18 protein-coding genes and 1 tRNA gene are annotated in these 16,822 nt (G+C 60.6%); 13 read left to right on the top strand and 6 right to left on the bottom strand.

All coding sequences use genetic code 11. The annotated features are described in order from the left end of the window. Window positions 1-29: 29 nt before the first annotated feature. From BWR18_RS07495 to BWR18_RS07485, 3 genes are read right to left on the bottom strand one after another with little or no spacing between them, the layout of a single operon-like run. The gene (locus BWR18_RS07495; protein ID WP_076627400.1) at window positions 30-608 is read right to left on the bottom strand and encodes an HD domain-containing protein; all 579 of its coding nucleotides are present in this window, start codon (window positions 606-608) and stop codon (window positions 30-32) included. Then, a complete protein-coding gene (locus BWR18_RS07490) occupies window positions 605-844 on the bottom strand; it encodes a hypothetical protein (RefSeq protein ID WP_076627399.1) in 240 nt (79 codons plus the stop codon). Before BWR18_RS07490 ends, BWR18_RS07495 begins: the two co-directional genes overlap by 4 nt. 1 nt (window position 845) lies before the next feature. Then, window positions 846-1,499 (bottom strand): alpha/beta hydrolase, encoded by a 654-nt coding sequence (locus BWR18_RS07485; protein WP_076627398.1) that lies wholly within the window; start codon window positions 1,497-1,499, stop codon window positions 846-848. A 157-nt stretch (window positions 1,500-1,656) separates the two neighbouring features. Here BWR18_RS07485 and BWR18_RS07480 point away from each other — a divergent pair, with 157 nt between their 5' ends. The 12 genes from BWR18_RS07480 (at window position 1,657) to BWR18_RS07420 (ending at window position 11,856) form a co-directional block, all read left to right on the top strand. Beyond that, a complete protein-coding gene (locus tag BWR18_RS07480; protein WP_076627397.1) occupies window positions 1,657-2,118 on the top strand; it encodes an Rrf2 family transcriptional regulator in 462 nt (153 codons plus the stop codon). A 66-nt stretch (window positions 2,119-2,184) separates the two neighbouring features. Then, on the top strand, window positions 2,185-3,228 hold the full coding sequence (locus BWR18_RS07475) for a cysteine desulfurase family protein (protein ID WP_076627396.1): 1,044 nt from the start codon (window positions 2,185-2,187) through the stop codon (window positions 3,226-3,228). 29 nt (window positions 3,229-3,257) lie between these two features. Next, window positions 3,258-4,781: a Fe-S cluster assembly protein SufB gene (gene sufB / locus BWR18_RS07470; protein ID WP_076627395.1), complete on the top strand. Its 1,524-nt coding sequence runs from the start codon at window positions 3,258-3,260 to the stop codon at window positions 4,779-4,781. 181 nt (window positions 4,782-4,962) lie between these two features. Continuing rightward, window positions 4,963-5,298 (top strand): hypothetical protein, encoded by a 336-nt coding sequence (locus BWR18_RS07460; protein WP_076627393.1) that lies wholly within the window; start codon window positions 4,963-4,965, stop codon window positions 5,296-5,298. Next, window positions 5,295-5,528, top strand: a complete 234-nt coding sequence (locus BWR18_RS07455; protein ID WP_157598675.1) for a hypothetical protein — start codon at window positions 5,295-5,297, stop codon at window positions 5,526-5,528. Before BWR18_RS07460 ends, BWR18_RS07455 begins: the two co-directional genes overlap by 4 nt. 36 nt (window positions 5,529-5,564) lie before the next feature. After that, the gene (locus BWR18_RS07450; RefSeq protein ID WP_076627391.1) at window positions 5,565-5,894 is read left to right on the top strand and encodes a hypothetical protein; all 330 of its coding nucleotides are present in this window, start codon (window positions 5,565-5,567) and stop codon (window positions 5,892-5,894) included. Between the two features lie 136 nt (window positions 5,895-6,030). Then, window positions 6,031-6,786, top strand: coding sequence for a Fe-S cluster assembly ATPase SufC (sufC, locus tag BWR18_RS07445; RefSeq protein ID WP_076627390.1), 756 nt, complete (start codon window positions 6,031-6,033; stop codon window positions 6,784-6,786). After that, window positions 6,786-8,060, top strand: coding sequence for a SufB/SufD family protein (locus BWR18_RS07440; protein WP_076627389.1), 1,275 nt, complete (start codon window positions 6,786-6,788; stop codon window positions 8,058-8,060). Before sufC ends, BWR18_RS07440 begins: the two co-directional genes overlap by 1 nt. Before the next feature lie 2 nt (window positions 8,061-8,062). Beyond that, entirely contained in the window at window positions 8,063-8,545 is a 483-nt protein-coding gene (locus BWR18_RS07435; protein ID WP_076627388.1) for a YIP1 family protein, read from the top strand. After that, entirely contained in the window at window positions 8,542-9,138 is a 597-nt protein-coding gene (locus tag BWR18_RS07430) for a YIP1 family protein (RefSeq protein ID WP_076627387.1), read from the top strand. The genes BWR18_RS07435 and BWR18_RS07430 overlap by 4 nt, the downstream gene beginning before the upstream one ends. Before the next feature lies 1 nt (window position 9,139). Continuing rightward, window positions 9,140-10,360 carry a cysteine desulfurase gene (locus BWR18_RS07425; RefSeq protein WP_076627386.1) on the top strand — a complete coding sequence of 407 codons (1,221 nt, stop codon included), beginning with the start codon at window positions 9,140-9,142 and terminating at the stop codon, window positions 10,358-10,360. A 266-nt stretch (window positions 10,361-10,626) separates the two neighbouring features. Then, window positions 10,627-11,856 carry an MFS transporter gene (locus BWR18_RS07420; RefSeq protein WP_076627385.1) on the top strand — a complete coding sequence of 410 codons (1,230 nt, stop codon included), beginning with the start codon at window positions 10,627-10,629 and terminating at the stop codon, window positions 11,854-11,856. A gap of 85 nt (window positions 11,857-11,941) precedes the next feature. On the opposite strand, the gene BWR18_RS07415 is transcribed toward BWR18_RS07420, so the two are convergent. From BWR18_RS07415 to BWR18_RS07405, 3 genes are all read right to left on the bottom strand, one after another. Continuing rightward, window positions 11,942-12,018 (bottom strand) — tRNA-Arg (locus BWR18_RS07415). An 80-nt stretch (window positions 12,019-12,098) separates the two neighbouring features. Then, window positions 12,099-14,057: a bifunctional 2',3'-cyclic-nucleotide 2'-phosphodiesterase/3'-nucleotidase gene (locus tag BWR18_RS07410; protein ID WP_076627384.1), complete on the bottom strand. Its 1,959-nt coding sequence runs from the start codon at window positions 14,055-14,057 to the stop codon at window positions 12,099-12,101. 255 nt (window positions 14,058-14,312) lie between these two features. After that, complete coding sequence (locus BWR18_RS07405) at window positions 14,313-14,858, bottom strand: DUF882 domain-containing protein (protein WP_172839418.1); 546 nt, start codon at window positions 14,856-14,858, stop codon at window positions 14,313-14,315. A 334-nt stretch (window positions 14,859-15,192) separates the two neighbouring features. Here BWR18_RS07405 and BWR18_RS07400 point away from each other — a divergent pair, with 334 nt between their 5' ends. Beyond that, on the top strand, window positions 15,193-16,800 hold the full coding sequence (locus tag BWR18_RS07400; RefSeq protein ID WP_254684950.1) for a L,D-transpeptidase family protein: 1,608 nt from the start codon (window positions 15,193-15,195) through the stop codon (window positions 16,798-16,800). The last annotated feature ends 22 nt before the right edge of the window (window positions 16,801-16,822 follow it).

The raw sequence follows: 16,822 nt of genomic DNA, 5'->3' as shown, positions 1-16,822 counted from the left end.
TATGCAATGGTATACAAAAAAGTGTGGAGTTAAGAGGCGGAGGCAAAGAACGCGGCGATGCGTTTGCGGGCATAGGCCCACAAACCGGGCGCGCCGCGCTCGATCTTGGTCCCGACACGGGCCGCAATGGTGTCTTGAGTCACGTTGTATGCGCGCCAGCTGCCGCCACCCGAAGCGAGGTTCTGCATGGGCGGCTGGAAGCGGTCCAGCGCCTTGGCGAATTGTGCGGTGGGGGTCAACGCCGCTTCGAACTCTTCCCAGATCGGGCGCAACGCGCTGGCAATGTCCGCGGGAAGCAGCCCAAAGATCCGGTCAGCTGCCGCTTCCTCTTTCGCAGCGACCTCCGCCGCATCGACATTCTCAAAGATGGGCGTGTCGCCCGCATCAATCTCGACCAGATCATGCAGGATTAGCATCTTGATAACCCGGTCGATGTCCACATCCGGCCCGGCCTGATCGGCCAGAACAAGAGCATATAGGGTCAGATGCCACGAGTGTTCGGCACTGTTCTCGGCCCGGCTGGCATCGGCGAGCGTGGTGGCGCGGAGAACTGATTTCAGCTTGTCCGCCTCGTTCAGAAAGGCGATTTGCTTGTCGAGCCGCGTCACTCGGTCGCCTGCGCCGCCCTGTGCGCCTTGATCTTCTGCGCCAAGAACCGGCGGCCCTGATCGTTCGCCATCCGCGTGCGGATTGCGGTCAGGAATGCCTCTTCCAGGGTTTGCGAGGACGCGCCCAGAACGTCGCCCACTTCCATGAACAGCCGGTCGTTGCCAATCTCGTTCTGCACAGCCAGGCATTCCTCGGCCAGTTTGTTGGCCATTTCGACAACAACAGGATCGGCCATATCAGCGCGTCGTCTCGGTCAGGCGGCGTTTGACGTAGTCGGTTGTGTTGCCGATCAGCGTGTCCAGATGCGGGTCTTCAAAGAAGTGCCCGGCACCTTCGACTTGGGTGTGGGTGATCGTGATGCCCTTTTGGTCGTGCAGCTTCGACACCAGCGATTCCGTGTCCGCGGGCGGCGCCACGCGGTCGGCGGTTCCGTTGATGATCAGGCCGCTCGACGGGCAGGGCGCCAGAAACGAGAAGTCGTACATGTTCGCGGGAGGCGAGACCGAAATGAATCCGGTGATTTCGGGCCGTCGCATCAGAAGTTGCATCCCGATCCACGCGCCAAAGCTGAAGCCCGCCACCCAGCAATGCTTGGAATTGTTGTTCATCGACTGAAGGTAGTCGAGGGCGGAGGCGGCGTCGGAAAGCTCGCCAATCCCTTGATCATACTCGCCCTGGCTGCGCCCCACACCCCGGAAGTTGAAGCGCAGAACGGTAAAACCCATGTTGAAAAACGCGTAGTGCAGCGCATGCACCACCTTGTGATTCATCGTTCCGCCAAACTGCGGATGCGGATGCAGCACGATGGCAATGGGGGCGTCACGTTCTTTTTGTGGGTGATAGCGGCCTTCGAGACGGCCTTCGGGTCCGGGAAAAATGACCTCGGGCATATGCGTTACTGTCCTTGTCGCGTCTTTTCGGCATCCGATTTCTTGACGGAATTGATCGGTTACCTTAGAACGGTTCTAACTTCTCGGGCAGGCGTGCATCCTGCGGTGGCCACGGATGTATGACCTTGGGCCGGTAACGTCAATTGGGGGCTGTGCGATGAAATTGTCGACAAAGGGGCGCTATGCGATGGTGGCACTGGCCGATATCGCGATGCAGGCCGAGGATAAGCTCGTCAGCCTGAGCGACATCTCCGGCCGGCAGGACATTTCGCTGCCCTATCTTGAACAGCTGTTCGTCAAGTTGCGGCGCGCCGATCTGGTGGTGTCTGTGCGGGGACCGGGGGGTGGCTACCGCCTTGCGCGGTCAGCATCGGACATCCGGGTGGCCGATGTGCTGGCGGCGGTCGATGAAAAGGTGGACGCCATGCACAAGGGCGCAGGCGCGTCCGGTGCGGCGTCAGGGTCCAAGGCGCAATCGCTGACCAACCGGTTGTGGGAGGGGTTGAGCGCGCATGTTTACGTGTTCCTGCACCAGACGCGTTTATCGGATGTGATTGGCAATGATCTGGCGCCGTGTCCTGCGGTGCCCAACCTGTTTGCGGTGGTCGATGATGGTTGATGCTGCTGGGGGCCAGCCCCCGTCGCTTGCGCGACTCCCCCGGGATTTTCTTGAACCAGAGAAGATATGACCCGGGTCTATCTGGATCATAACGCAACGACACCTCTGAGGGCGGAAGCACGGGAGGCAATGCTGCGCGCCATGGATGCGTTGGGCAATCCATCGTCGGTGCATGCCGAGGGGCGGGCGGCCAAGGCAATTGTTGAAAGGGCGCGGGGGCAGATATCCGACGCCCTAGGCGCATCCCATGCCGACATCGTGTTCACCGCCAGCGCGACGGAGGCGGCGGCGCTGGCCTGTGCCGGGCGGTCCCTGCAAGGCGCGGCCATTGAACATGATGCAGTTTGCGCGTGGATCGATCCGGTTTTGTTGGCCGATGCGCATGGTGTCGTGCGCATTGAAACACCCGCTGCATCTTGCCTGCAGCTTGCCAATTCCGAAACAGGGGTTGTGCAGGACTTGCCGTCTGACCTCGCGCTCAGCGATCTGACGCAGGCCTTTGGTAAACTGCCTTTCGGTTTTGACTGGCTGGGCGCCGAAATGGGCCTGGTCTCTGCCCACAAACTGGGCGGACCGAAGGGCATCGGTGCGCTTGTATTGCGCCAGGGGTTGGATGTGCAGGCGCAGGTGCGCGGCGGCGGACAGGAAATGGGCCGCCGGTCCGGCACCGAAAACGTCATCGGCATCGCCGGATTTGGCGCCGCCTCCGAGGCAGCACAGCGCGATATTGCGAACGGAAAATGGGACCGCGTCGAGAAACTTAGAAATATTCTAGAAAACGCTCTTGCTGCTGCCTCAAAGACAACTATTTTTGTCGGGAAAGGCGCCAAACGGCTCCCGAACACCTCCTGTTTCATCACGCCCGGCTGGAAGGGCGAGACGCAGGTGATGCAGATGGACCTGGCCGGTTTTGCCGTATCGGCAGGCTCGGCATGTTCGTCCGGCAAGGTCAAGGCGAGCCGCGTGCTGAGCGCCATGGGGTATTCGGAGCTTGAAGCATCATCCGCCATACGGGTGTCGCTGGGGCTGGAGACGACGGAAGACGACATTTTGCGCTTTGCCGAGGTTTGGGCGCAGAAACTGAAGAAACACGAACGCCGGGCGGCGTGAACCGCTCAGATGCGAGAGGAACATCCGATATGGACAATGTTGCAGAAGATGTGGTCGTCAAGGACGGCGTCGATCAGGAAACAGTCGATGCCGTACGGGATGTCAGCACGTATAAATACGGCTGGGAAACCGACATCGAGATGGAATATGCGCCAAAAGGCCTGACCCCGGACATCGTGCGTCTGATCTCGGAAAAGAATGAAGAGCCTGAATGGATGACCGAATGGCGCCTGCAGGCCTATGAGCGCTGGCTGCAGATGAAGGAACCCGATTGGGCCATGGTCGACTACCCCGAGATCGACTTTCAGGACCAGTATTACTACGCCCGCCCTAAAAGCATGGAAGTGAAGCCCAAGTCGCTGGACGAGGTCGATCCGAAGCTGCTTGCCACCTATGAGAAGCTGGGCATTCCGCTGAAGGAACAGATGATCTTGGCAGGCGTCGATGGGGCAGAGGATGCGCCCGCCGAGGGCCGCAAGGTGGCCGTGGATGCGGTGTTCGACTCCGTGTCCGTTGGCACGACGTTTCAGGCCGAACTGAAAAAAGCGGGCGTGATCTTCTGCTCGATTTCTGAGGCAATCAAGGAACATCCCGAACTGGTGAAGAAATACCTGGGCTCGGTGGTGCCGGTGCAGGACAATTTCTATGCGACCTTGAACTCTGCCGTGTTCTCGGATGGATCGTTCGTATACGTCCCGCCGGGTGTGCGCTGCCCGATGGAGCTGTCCACCTATTTTCGCATCAACGCCGAAAACACCGGCCAGTTCGAACGTACGCTGATCATCGCCGACAAGGGCAGCTATGTGTCCTACCTGGAAGGGTGCACCGCACCCCAACGCGACACCTCGCAGCTGCATGCCGCTGTGGTCGAGATTGTCCTGCTGGAAGATGCTGAGGTGAAGTATTCGACCGTGCAGAACTGGTATCCCGGTGATGAGAACGGCAAGGGCGGTATCTACAACTTCGTGACCAAGCGCGCCGATTGCCGCGGCGACCGGGCCAAGGTGATGTGGACGCAGGTCGAAACCGGCTCTGCCGTCACATGGAAATATCCGTCCTGCATCCTGCGCGGTGACGACAGCCAGGGCGAGTTCTACTCGATCGCCATCGCCAACAATATGCAGCAGGCCGATACGGGCACCAAGATGGTGCATCTGGGCAAGAACACCAAGTCGCGCATCGTGTCCAAGGGCATCAGCGCAGGCAAGGCGCAGAACACCTATCGCGGTCTTGTGTCCATGCACCCTAAGGCCAAGGACAGTCGCAACTACACCCAGTGCGACAGCCTGCTGATCGGCGACAAGTGCGGGGCGCATACGGTTCCGTATATCGAGGTCAAGAACAACTCCTCCCGCGTCGAACACGAGGCGACAACGTCCAAGGTGGACGACGACCAACTGTTCTACTGCCGCAGCCGCGGCATGGACGAGGAAGAGGCGGTCGCCCTGGTGGTCAACGGTTTCTGCAAGGATGTGCTTCAGGCCCTTCCTATGGAGTTCGCAATGGAAGCGCAGCAGCTCGTCGCCATCTCGCTTGAAGGGTCGGTGGGGTAGCAGATGTCGGGCGAGCAAAAATTCCGGTCGGCTTTCGCGACCATGGCCCTGTCCGTGCTTGCAGGTGCGGCCTTGGGTGGCGGACTGGGCGTTACTCTGCTCCCGAATTTTGCGGCGGCCCTGGCGATTGGCGGAGCGATGACGACAGGTGCTATCGCGGTTGCGTGGATGTTGTTTCAAGATGGATGACCACGGCTCCAACATCGACCGGCACGTGCGCATTGGCGCACCCGACCTGTGGGCACTGAAAAGGGCCAAGGCGCTCTACGGGACTGTTTTCTCGGCAATTCTGGGCGCTCTGTTGTTCGCCAATATCGGCCACATGCTTGTACCCGCTTGGCTCGTTGAGTTCGGCTTTGTGGGTTTTATTGTGGGCGCAGCGGCATACGTGGCACTGGCCGCCCGGTTGACGAAGACGCGCAGCAAGGATGAGTACGCCCAAGGCGTCAGCCGAACCGACGAAGAAGTAAGACAGGCACTTGCGGAAATGCGGGCGAGGAAAAAATGGTCGAAGTGAGCGAACGCAAACCGATCAAACGTCACACGGTCTCTGATCTCGACGGCACGCAGCAGGGTGGCCTCGCCTTTCTTGTCGCGGTGCTGGGCGGCATGATCGCTGCGGCGTCATTGGCACCGGGGGCACTGACATCCTTTTGGGTCTGGTGCGCGCTTCTGTTTATGGCAATCACAGTTGGCATGGGTTTCCAGCAACTCTTTGCCCGCGATACGGTGGAGGGTGCGGAATGACCGGCGCACCCACTCCAAAGAGCGGGGCCTGACCCCATGGCCCCCGACACCCCACGCAAACCCGGCATCGTGCGCTTTGGCCACCATTGGCGGCTGGCGCAGGAAACCCGCACGCTCACCATGCTGATCCTGGGCCACGTGATCGTCTTTCTGCTGTCCATTGGCCATGATGAGATTGTGGCCGAGATGGTCGCCGACGGCTGGATCTTTGCCCGCTTTGCAGAACAGTTCGAGCTTCTGTTCGGCCTCGTGCTGTTTGTGTGCTGGGGCGCGCTGACGGTGCGCCTGATGACCATTCTGCAGCGCGCACGGGCCGGTGACTGCATCTGCCCCCGTTGCAACCAGCAATGCGGGGATGCGGAATGACCATGCCGATACAGAGGAACAATTTCGCGACGACGCAAAGCATCGTTGCGAACACGTAAATGCTGATGGTCGGTGCCGCGGGCACCACCGTCAATTTGAAATAACGCGCGGCGTCGCGCAGGACGAGGAATAGATCATGTTGAATATCAAAGACTTGCACGTGCAACTGGAAGAGGAAGACAAGCAGATCCTCAAAGGTGTCGATCTGACGGTCGAAGCGGGCAAGGTGCACGCCATCATGGGCCCCAACGGCTCGGGCAAGTCGACGCTGTCCTATGTGCTGTCGGGCCGCGACGGCTACGAAGTGACCGGCGGTGAGGCGACGCTCGATGGCGAAGACCTGCTCGATATGGAGCCGGAAGAGCGCGCCGCAGCGGGCCTGTTCCTGGCCTTCCAATATCCGGTCGAAATCCCAGGCGTCGGCAACATGACGTTCCTGCGCACGGCTGTGAATGCACAACTCAAGGCCCGGGGCGAAGAAGAGATGAGCGCCGCAGATTTCCTGAAGGTGATCCGGGCCAAGGCCAAGGACCTCAAGATTGATGCGGATATGCTGAAACGCCCCGTCAATGTCGGCTTTTCCGGTGGTGAGAAAAAGCGCAATGAAATCCTGCAGATGGCGATGCTGGAACCCAAGATGTGCATCCTGGATGAAACCGATTCCGGCCTCGACGTCGACGCGATGAAGCTTGTGGCCGACGGCGTGAACGCGCTGCGCAGCGAAGGGCGCGGGTTCCTCGTGATTACTCACTACCAGCGTCTGCTCGACCACATCAAACCCGACGTCGTGCACATCATGGCAGACGGCAAGATCGTCAAAACCGGCGGCCCCGAACTGGCGCTCGAAGTTGAAAACAACGGCTATGCCGACATTCTGGCCGAGGTGGCGTAATGGCCGAACCAGCGACCAAGACCACCCCGACCGAGGATCGGTTGGCGACCCTCACCATGCCGCAAAACGGCTGGGCGGACGCGGCGCGCAAGGCGGCACTGGCCCGCGTGCGCGACATGGGCCTACCGAACCGGCGCGATGAGTACTGGAAATTCACGCGCCCCGACACGCTGGTGCAAGCCGATGCGCCCCAGGCCGCACTCTTCCACAACGAAGAGGGCCCGCTTTTTGGCGAGATGGACCGCCTCAAGATCGTGTTTGTCGATGGCGTGTTCGACGCCGACAAGTCCGACGACCTGACCCTCGCGGGCGTGCGCATTGATCGGCTGGCCGACAGTGCGGACGTCCACTGGGCCGCCGACCTCTATGGCACGCTTGAAGGCAACGGGCACTACGTGCCGCGCCCGCTTGCCGCGTTGAACACGGCCTATGCGACCGATGGTGTGCTGATCCACGTCACTGGAAAGGCGGAAAAGCCGATCAATTTCATATACTTGCACGAAAATGAGACGTCGGACGCGATCCTGCACCACGTGGTGAAACTCGACGCCGGTGCGGAACTGACCCTGCTTGAAACCGGTCCGGCTGCAGCTCGGTTCAATAAGTGCATGGAAGTGGATGTCGCCGATACTGCCGCGTTCCACCACGTGCGCGCGCAGGGCCGTGATCATGAACGCCGGGCGGTGACGCACATCTTTACCCGCCTTGAATCGGAATCGGTGTTCAAATCCTTCACGCTCACGGTGAACGGGCGGCTGACGCGCAATGAATGCGTGATCGACATCACCGGCGACGATGCGGTGGCGCATGTTGCGGGCGCGTGCGTCGGCGACGGTGACTTCCACCACGACGACACCGTGTTCGTCACCCACGACGCGCTGCGCTGCGAAAGCCGTCAGGTGTTCAAGAAGGTGCTGCGCAACGGTGCCGTCGGCGTGTTCCAGGGCAAGATACTGGTCAAGGAAGGGGCCCAGAAAACGGACGGTTACCAGATCAGCCAATCCCTTCTGCTGGACGATGACAGCCAATTCCTCGCCAAGCCGGAACTCGAAATCTATGCCGACGATGTCGCCTGTTCGCACGGATCGACCTCGGGCGCCATCGACGACGAGGCGCTGTTCTACCTGCGCTCGCGCGGGGTGCCTGCGGACATCGCGACGGACCTGCTGACCCTTGCCTTCCTCGCCGAGGCGGTGGAAGAGATCGAGGACGAAGCTCTGCGCGACGCGCTGGTCGAGCGTCTTCAAGGCTGGTTGGAGCGGCATCGGGGCTGACCATGGCCATCACTCGGAACATCACGGCGACCTACCGCGGACCGGGGCGGGTCGTGCGGCAACTGTTGTCGCTGGGCGAACGCGAGGACCGCGCGCTGGCCTACCTCATGGCGTCCTGCGTGCAGATCTTCATCGCGCAATTGCCCCGTCTGGCGCGCGAGGCGCATCTGACGGGCGAAGATCTGAACATGCTCATGGGCGCCTCGCTCATGGCGCTGATCTTTATCGCACCGCTTTTGTTCTACGTCATCGCGCTTCTGGCGCGTCTGGTTGGACGCATCTTCGGCGGCAAGGGCACTGCCTATGGTGCACGGCTGGCGCTGTTCTGGGCCTTGCTGGCATCGTCACCGCTGATCCTGTTCCACGGTCTTGTGTCCGGCTTCATCGGGCCGGGACTGGAAAAGCAGGCCGTGGGCCTCATCTGGTTTGTCGTTTTCATGTGGTTCTGGATTGGTGGATCCATCGCACAGGAGCGTTCGGAATGAGTTCTGTGTCAGATCTGGCTGTCGATACGCTGCGCGACCCCAAACAGGTGGCCGCGCAGATCATCGGGTGGCGGCTGGATCGCGCAACGCTCTATACCGCGCTCTTCGCGGTTGCCGCGGTTAACGCCGTGCTGGCCTCAGCGCCGGTTGTGCTGCTTGATGGGCAGGTTGACGCGGCTGCGCGCGCGGCCATGCCGATCCTTGGATTGCTGGAACGGCCCATCGCGCTTTTTGCGATTATCGCCGGGGGCCTTCTTTTGATGGTGCACGGTTTGGTGTGGGCCGGACGTGCCTTGGGTGGGCAGGGCGACTTCACCGACATGCTGGCGCTGCTGACCTGGCTTCAGGCGTTACGCGCTGCGGCGCAGGCGCTTGTTCTTGTGCTCAGCATGGTCGTGCCGGCCATCGCCGGGCTGGTCGCCTTGGGTGTGGCAATTGTAGCCTTCTGGCTGCTGTTGCACTTCATCAGCGCAGCCCTACGCTTTAACTCGCTCTTTCGTGCCTTCGGCCTCTTGCTTGTGGTGCTGGCGGGCCTGTTTATTGGATTGATGATGCTTGTGACGCTGACCGGCGTGACAGCAGGAGGATTGTGAGATGTATGACGTGAACGCCATCCGCGGGGACTTTCCGATCCTGTCGCGCGAGGTGAACGGCAAGCCGCTGGTCTATCTCGACAATGGCGCATCGGCGCAGAAACCGCAGGTCGTGATCGACGCGATCTCCAAGGCGTATTCCGAGGAATATTCCAATGTTCACAGAGGTTTGCACTACCTTTCTAATCTTGCGACCGAGAATTACGAAAGCGTCCGAGGCAAGCTTGCCCGCTTTCTGAACGCAGGTTCCGAAGACGAGATCGTGATGAACTCAGGCACGACCGAGGGCATCAACATGGTCGCGTATGGTTGGGCCATGCCGCGCATGGAAGCGGGCGACGAGATCGTCCTTTCGGTCATGGAACACCACGCTAACATCGTGCCGTGGCATTACCTGCGCGAACGGCAGGGCGTGGTTCTTAAGTGGGTCGATGTGGACAGCACGGGCGCGCTGGATCCGCAGAAGATCATTGATGCCGTCAGCCCCAACACCAAACTGGTTGCCGTCACCCACATGTCCAACGTCCTGGGCACCAAGGTCGACATCAAAGCGGTCTGCGAAGGCGCGCATTCCAAGGGCGTTCCGGTGCTGGTCGACGGCTCGCAGGCCGCGGTGCATATGCCGGTGGATGTGCAGGATCTGGACGCCGACTTTTATGCGATCACCGGTCACAAACTCTACGGCCCATCAGGCTCCGGCGCGATTTATTGCAAGGCCGAGCGGATGGCGGAGATGCGCCCCTTTATCGGCGGCGGCGATATGATCAAGGAGGTCAGCAAAGACGGTGTTGTCTACAACGATCCGCCCCACAAATTCGAAGCGGGCACGCCCGGTATCGTGCAGATGATCGGCTTGGGTGTCGCGCTGGACTACATGATGGGTCACGGGATGGACGCCATCGCGGCGCATGAGGACTCGTTGCGGGATTACACGGTTGAAAGACTGGGTGGTCTCAACTGGCTGCAGGTGCAGGGCACGACACCGGACAAAGGCGCGATTTTCTCCTTCACGCTGGACGGGGCTGGGCACGCCCATGATATCTCGACCATCCTTGACAAGAAGGGGGTCGCGGTGCGGGCGGGACAGCACTGCGTAGGCCCGTTGATGGAGCACATGGGGTTGAACGCCACCTGCCGCGCGTCCTTTGGCATGTACAACACCAAGGAAGAGGTGGACGTGCTCGTGGACGCGTTGGAGTTGGCGCACGACCTGTTTGCATGATCTGTCCCCGCGGTGACAAGGTGTTCGCTCGCTTTGCGAGATGTTCATCGACCTGCGAAAGCGCCTGTAGATCAAGGGCTTGAGGCCCGCGCGCTGCGTTCTGTCAAAGTTAACCATCCAAGAGCGATGCTGTTGCCCGAAGCCGGGCGGCGGTTCAGCGCAAGCGCGTGCGTCGCGCCGTTTTCATCTGTGATGGCGCGCCATATAGATGGGTCGGCGCAAATTCCTTTGTGTAATCACGCCACCGCTCAATCTGGAACTCATCAATGATCAAGACGGCGCTGACCGACAGACTGCTTCAAGTGGCGCTGGTTGGCTTGATCCTTATGGGCGTTGGCGCGGCAACGGTTGGCCCGTTCCAGTCGATCATTGGGATCGAGGAGATTGGTTTTTCCGACGCCGCCTACGCCCTCATCGTGACGGGTGGGGCATTTTTCAGTGTCGTCGCATCCATACTGGTGGGGATCTATACCGATCAGACAGGACGATTTCGCGAAGCGTTGCTGGCCGCGTTGGCAGTTGGCGCTGTAGCCGGGCTATTGATGTTTTTCGTGCCTTCGAAGATCGCTTTCTTGCTGGTGCATGTCGTGCTGTTTCCAGTCGGGGCGACGGCTTTCACCCAGTACTTCGCAATCTCTGTTGTGGCGGCCAATGAGAACCCGAAGCTTGATCGTTCTTATGCGGCCACTCTGTCCCGGGCGACATTTTCCGGCGCATTTGCACTGACACCCGTGGTGTGGGGGTACGCCCTGGTACAGGGTGTGGATGTGCTCGCGGCCTATGCTGTCGTCGCTTTTGCAAATGCCATGGCGCTTGCCGCCGTCCTGACGTTGTGGCGCCGGGACCATACGGTGTCGCAGACCGCGAAATCAGGCAAGGGGTTGTTGGCGTCTTTGTCGGAGCTGACAGAGCCGGGCCTGTTGTTGCGTATGGTTCTGATCTGCGTAATCTCAGCCACCAATGGTCTGTACAATATTCTGCTGGGTCTGCTGATCCTCAATAACCTTGGCGGTGTCGAATCCGACGTCGCAGTCTTTGCGGGCCTCGTCGCATTCATCGAAATTCCGGTCATGATGCTGACGGTTCGGTTTTTGCGTGTGATTTCAGCCTCGTTTCTTATCCTGATCGGCGTTGTGATTTATGGTGGCTTTCTCGCTGTCTTGGGTCTCATGCCGTCCATTGGGTTTGCGTGGTGGCTGGTGCTGCCAGCGGGGATTGGCGCGGGCATCATCCTGTCTATCCCTATTGGGTATGTGCAGAACCTTGTTGCAGACCGGGCAGGAGCCGGAAGTTCGCTGTTGTCCGTGAATCATTTTGGCGGCGCGATCATTGCGTCGGTGATCTTTGCGATTGGGACGAGCGTGACCGACTACCAGGGCGTGGCGATGATTGGAGCGGTGATTGCCATTGCGTCGTCGGCTTTGCTGTTTGTCCTGGACTATCGCCAAGCGCGACGGATGTCCCCGGCACAGGCGCTGGATCATGACAGAGGTTAATGCGGGATTGGCAAAGGTTGATAACCTTTAAAGTCGATGTCGTCGGAAGTGGTTAGTGCGATCCACGCGATCAGTGTGTGGGAGATGGCGGACCATAGAGGATTCGAACCTCTGGCCTCTGCCTTCGGAGGGCAGCGCTCTATCCAGCTGAGCTAATGGTCCACTGGGGCGCGGTATAGCGGTGCCACCCGCGCCCTGCAATTGCTAAATCGTAAGGCGTAGGTGTCCTGCGCCCATGTGGGTCAGAGCGAGATGCGGAACTGGGCGAAGCCGTCCGGGCCGTCGCCTGCGGGCTCGATTGTGACCCCTTTGACGTCGTCGATATAGTCCTTGGCCTTTGGCCCTGTTTCAAACAGGACGCTCGTGCCCTCCAGCGGCGCAAAGGACCAGTTGGCATCGGCGCGCGGGCTGATCGTACCCTGTTCCACGATGTAGCGTACGATCACGTCGCGGTTGGTGTCAGGCCCCTCAAAGATGACCGTTTCGCTGCTCGCGCCGGGGAAGTTGCCGCCGCCACCTGCGCGATAGTTGTTGGTGGCAATGATGAATTGTGCTTGTGGATCAATCGGTTCACCGTTGTAGCTCAGGTTCACGATCCGGTTTGCATCCGCGTTGATGACCGCGCCGTCGCTGTCGAATTTCGACGGTTGGCTGAGGTCGATCTGGTAGGTCACACCGTCGATCACGTCGAAATTGTAGCTGGGGAACTCTGGGTTCAGGAGGGGCGCGTCAGTGCTGCCGGGCTCTACTTGGTTGAACATGCCCGCCGAGCGTTCCAGCCAGTCCTTGACCTCGGCCCCCGTCACCAGCACGGCGCGCGCGGTATTGGGGTAGAGGTAGAGGTCGGAGACATTCTTGATGGCCACGTCCCCCTTGGGCACATCGGTGAAGTATTCGGGGCCGCCGCGGCCACCGGCCTTGAACGGGGCGGCGGCGGAGAGGATCGGCAGCCCCTCGTATTCGGTGCCCTGCATCATCTGGGCGATGTACCAGCTTTGCGCGATCGACACGATCTGGACTGAAGGGTCGTCGGCGACGAGGGCGAAGTAGCTGTGAAGCGGGGCGTCCGTCTTGCCGACAGCGCGGCGGACATAGGCCAGCGTTGCGTCGTGGTCTTCTTGGACGCTGGCGAGGACGGCCTCGTTGTCTTCGACAAGGGCGGTAACGGAGCGGTCTTCGTTGCGTTTGGAGATGGGGCGGGCTTCGGACCCGAAGCCGGTGATCCGCCAGTCGGAGCCATCGCGTTCGAGCATCAGGTCAATCACACCCAGGTGCGAGCCCCAGAAGCCGCCCATGGCTGCCGGTTTGCCGTGGATCGTGCCGGCGGCGACGTCGACGGCGGGCATGTCGGCATAGGTGTCGGAGGGGAAGACCTGGTGATGGTGGCCGGTGAGGATCGCGTCGATCCCGTCGACCGCGGCAAGCGGGACGGAGGCGTTTTCCATGCCGTCCGCGTGGTCGGCCGCGCCGATGCCCGAGTGGCTGAGCGCGATGATTATGTCGGCGCCTTGTTCCTTCATCAGCGGCACGAGCGTTTTGGCCGTGTCCACGATGTCACGGGTCTGCACGTTCCCTTCGAGGTGGCGGCGATCCCAGGTCATGATCTGGGGCGGGACAAAGCCGATGAGCCCGACCTTGATCGGGTGCGTGTCGCCGGCACCATCCGTGACCGTGTGGTCGAGGATGACAAAGGGGGGCAGGAGGGTTGTATCGGCGGATGCGTCTGCGCCCTGCTTGGTCGAGACGTTTGCGCAGACCACGGGGAAGTCGGCGCCTGCCAGCGATTTCATCAGGAAGTCGAGGCCGTAGTTAAACTCGTGATTGCCCAAGGTGGCAGCGTCAAAGCCCACGGTGTTCATGGCGGTGATGATCGGGTGGGTGTCGCCCTCTTTCATGCCGCGCTCATAGGCGATGTAATCACCCATAGGATTGCCCTGCAGGAAGTCGCCATTGTCGATGAGCATGGAGTTCGTCGCCTCCGCCCGGATGCTTTCAATGATTGAGGCGGTGCGCGACAAGCCCACCGTATCGCGGGGCCGGTCGGCATAGTAGTCGTAGGGGAAGACGTGCACGTGCAGGTCGGTTGTTTCCATGATCCGCAGGTGGGCCTGATTGGTGCTGGCGTGCAGGGAAAACGGGTGCATGGCCGCGAATGTGGCAGTGGTTGCCAGGAAAGTGCGGCGCGAAATCAGGTGTGTCATGTGGGTCCCCCGGGAGTGTCAGCTCGTTATACGCTAGGCGCGTAGGGGCGGGTTGTCACAGTTTCATGTCAATCCGGGCGGAAGATTGCGCAAAAGTTAACCCACTGGGGAACTTGCGAGCTGTTTGTGCGGTTGATTGGCGGCTGTGCAGGGCAACTGTCTCTTCGGACGGCGCGCGCTTTATCCTTCAGACTGTGCCGCCTTACACAAAGAAGGGCGCCGAAGCGCCCCGCGTGAAGAATAGTGTGGACGTGTTTAGCGGCCCCAGGACCGGACGACGCCACAGTCCATGTGCACGAAGTTCGAACCAGAATACTTGCCGACTCCGCCACCACGGCAGGCTTGCGCTGCGCGCGCCATTTGGCTGACCGATCGTGAGGACAGGCGCAAATCGGCGGCCTGGCCCTTCATATGAAGGGAGTTTTTGGCGACGCCGCGGCTGCGCGAGCGGAGCATGGCGTTGGTTTTCGGGCTGCGGTAGCCCGAGAGCAGCATGTAGGGTTCGTCCGTCTGCATCAGGTTGTGCGCGGCGGCCATGATGTCCACATTGCGCAGATCCATCGACTTTACATCGTCGGTGCGCCAGTCGCGCATGAAGTGGTTCACTTCCTTGACCGCGTCCTTGATGTAGTGCCCTTCGATCCAGTAGATCATATCGATCCGCTCACCCGTGCGACCGGAATACATACGGAGGCGTCGGATGTCGCCCGCGCCTCGCAAGAACCCTGCTGCGTTTGAGAAAGTCGGTGCCGCCGTTACTGCCGTTGCCGCGAATGCGCCAAGTAAGGCTCGGCGGGTCATGCCCGTAGAGGTATCATTCATATCACTGCGCCGTCCCGTACGCCTGCCTGTCCGTGATGTTACACGGAGTTTGCCATCTCATCCCCAGATGCAACATTTTTATTGCATAGCTCGATTCGTTTACCAAGCTCTGAATCTGCCCTAAAAAACGTCGCAAGAGATTTAGGCAGATTTTTGCGCAAATTCTGGCTCATGTGGCGCAATGGCCGCGAGGCGATGCAGGTGCGCATCACGCATGTGCTTCTTGATGGACTGCCGGCAATGTGAATAGACAGGCGTTGTCCGGCCTTGGGATACTGCGGACTAGCGCAAAATTGATAATAACAGGTGCGATATGACGGTGACATTTTTCAGATCTTGGATGGTGGCTTTGGGCCTGATCCTGACGGCGATGCTTTGGACTGCGCCGCAGGGCGCTTTGGCGCAAGTGACGGCGTTCAAGCAGGCCGTGGCAGAGGCGGCCGCCAGAGATGCCGACATCGCCGCATTCTACAAGGCCAGCGGCTATGAAAGCCTATGGACCGGGCGGTCTGGCCGCGAGCGGCAGCGGCGTGTGGCGCTGTTCAAGGCGCTGGACCAGGCGGGCAACCATGGCCTGCCTGCCGCGCGCTATGATGCCGCTGGGCTGCAAGCCAAGATGAAGGCCGCTCAGACGCAGCGCGACCGCGGGTTGGTCGAGGTCGAGATGAGCCGGACCTTCCTGCAGTTTTCGCGGGATCTGCAGACTGGTGTGCTGGTGCCGTCCCGCGTGGACCGGGCCATCGTCCGGCAGGTGCCGTATCGGGATCGCACGTCGTACCTGGTGAACTTCTCGAAGTCATCGCCATCGGGATTTTTCAAGGCGCTGGCGCCGAAGACGATGGAATACACTGCGCTGATGAAGGAAAAGCTGCGGATGGAGCGGCTGCTGGCCAAGGGCGGCTGGGGTCAACAGGTGCCGGTCAGCACGCTCAAGCCCGGCCAATCGGGCGATGCGGTGGCCATCATGCGCAACCGGCTGATCGCCATGGGCTTTCTGAAGCGCACCAACACACAGACTTATGACACCGACGTTCAGGCGGCTGTACAGCAGTTTCAGTTGGCGCATGGTCTGACCGCCGATGGCGTGGCGGGCCAGGCGACGATTGCAGAGATGAACATGTCGGTGCAGGAGCGCCTGCAATCCATCATCGTCGCGATGGAGCGTGAACGATGGGTCAATCAGGAGCGCGGCCGGCGGCACATTCTGGTGAATATCCCGGATTTCACGGCCAAGGTCGTCGACAACGGCAAAGTGACGTTCGAGACCCGGTCGGTCGTGGGCGCCAACAAGGATGACCGCCCAACGCCTGAGTTTTCGGATGTGATGGAGTTCATGGTCATCAACCCGAGCTGGTATGTGCCGCGGTCCATCGTGACCAAGGAATACCTGCCTGCGCTGAAGCGCAACCGCAACGCCGTGCGTCATATCGAGATCACGGACAGCCGGGGTCGCAAGGTGAACCGTTCGGCGGTGAACTTCAATCAGTACACCGCGCGCACGTTCCCCTTTGCCATGCGCCAGCCGCCCAGCAAGGGCAATGCGCTGGGGCTGGTGAAGTTCATGTTCCCCAACGTGCACAATATCTATCTGCACGACACACCGGCCAAGAACCTGTTTGGCCGAGAGGTGCGTGCGTATAGCCATGGGTGCGTGCGGCTGGCTGATCCGTTCGACTTTGCCTATGCGCTTCTCGCCAAGCAAGAGGCGAACCCGCAGCAATATTTCCAATCCGTGCTGGCCACGGGCCGTGAAACGCGCGTGGACCTGAAGGCGCCGGTGCCTGTGCACATCATCTACCGCACGGCCTTTACCACGCCAAAGGGCCACACGCAGTATCGCCGCGACATCTATGGTCGCGACGCGAAGGTGTGGAAGGCCCTGTCCAATGCGGGGGTGGCACTGCGCGCCGTTCAGGGGTAAATCCCGGCCCTGAGCGATATGC

The sequence above is a fragment of the Tateyamaria omphalii genome (genome assembly GCF_001969365.1).
Lineage (GTDB): Bacteria > Pseudomonadota > Alphaproteobacteria > Rhodobacterales > Rhodobacteraceae > Tateyamaria > Tateyamaria omphalii_A.
The sequence above is the reverse complement of the archived record's forward strand: the minus strand, read 5'-3'. Positions and strand labels throughout refer to the sequence as shown.

What these genes read in the sequence shown, in the direction of transcription:
- BWR18_RS07480 (WP_076627397.1), top strand. Translation starts at nt 1,657, where the DNA reads ATGAAATTGTCGACAAAGGGGCGCTATGCGATGGTGGCACTGGCCGAT.
- BWR18_RS07475 (WP_076627396.1), top strand. Translation starts at nt 2,185, where the DNA reads ATGACCCGGGTCTATCTGGATCATAACGCAACGACACCTCTGAGGGCG.
- BWR18_RS07420 (WP_076627385.1), top strand. Translation starts at nt 10,627, where the DNA reads ATGATCAAGACGGCGCTGACCGACAGACTGCTTCAAGTGGCGCTGGTT.
- BWR18_RS07400 (WP_254684950.1), top strand. Translation starts at nt 15,193, where the DNA reads ATGACGGTGACATTTTTCAGATCTTGGATGGTGGCTTTGGGCCTGATC.
- BWR18_RS07490 (WP_076627399.1), bottom strand. Translation starts at nt 844, where the DNA reads ATGGCCGATCCTGTTGTTGTCGAAATGGCCAACAAACTGGCCGAGGAA.
- sufC (WP_076627390.1), top strand. Translation starts at nt 6,031, where the DNA reads ATGTTGAATATCAAAGACTTGCACGTGCAACTGGAAGAGGAAGACAAG.
- BWR18_RS07450 (WP_076627391.1), top strand. Translation starts at nt 5,565, where the DNA reads ATGGCCCCCGACACCCCACGCAAACCCGGCATCGTGCGCTTTGGCCAC.
- BWR18_RS07435 (WP_076627388.1), top strand. Translation starts at nt 8,063, where the DNA reads ATGGCCATCACTCGGAACATCACGGCGACCTACCGCGGACCGGGGCGG.
- BWR18_RS07430 (WP_076627387.1), top strand. Translation starts at nt 8,542, where the DNA reads ATGAGTTCTGTGTCAGATCTGGCTGTCGATACGCTGCGCGACCCCAAA.
- sufB (WP_076627395.1), top strand. Translation starts at nt 3,258, where the DNA reads ATGGACAATGTTGCAGAAGATGTGGTCGTCAAGGACGGCGTCGATCAG.
- BWR18_RS07425 (WP_076627386.1), top strand. Translation starts at nt 9,140, where the DNA reads ATGTATGACGTGAACGCCATCCGCGGGGACTTTCCGATCCTGTCGCGC.
- BWR18_RS07460 (WP_076627393.1), top strand. Translation starts at nt 4,963, where the DNA reads ATGGATGACCACGGCTCCAACATCGACCGGCACGTGCGCATTGGCGCA.
- BWR18_RS07410 (WP_076627384.1), bottom strand. Translation starts at nt 14,057, where the DNA reads ATGACACACCTGATTTCGCGCCGCACTTTCCTGGCAACCACTGCCACA.
- BWR18_RS07405 (WP_172839418.1), bottom strand. Translation starts at nt 14,858, where the DNA reads ATGACCCGCCGAGCCTTACTTGGCGCATTCGCGGCAACGGCAGTAACG.
- BWR18_RS07440 (WP_076627389.1), top strand. Translation starts at nt 6,786, where the DNA reads ATGGCCGAACCAGCGACCAAGACCACCCCGACCGAGGATCGGTTGGCG.
- BWR18_RS07485 (WP_076627398.1), bottom strand. Translation starts at nt 1,499, where the DNA reads ATGCCCGAGGTCATTTTTCCCGGACCCGAAGGCCGTCTCGAAGGCCGC.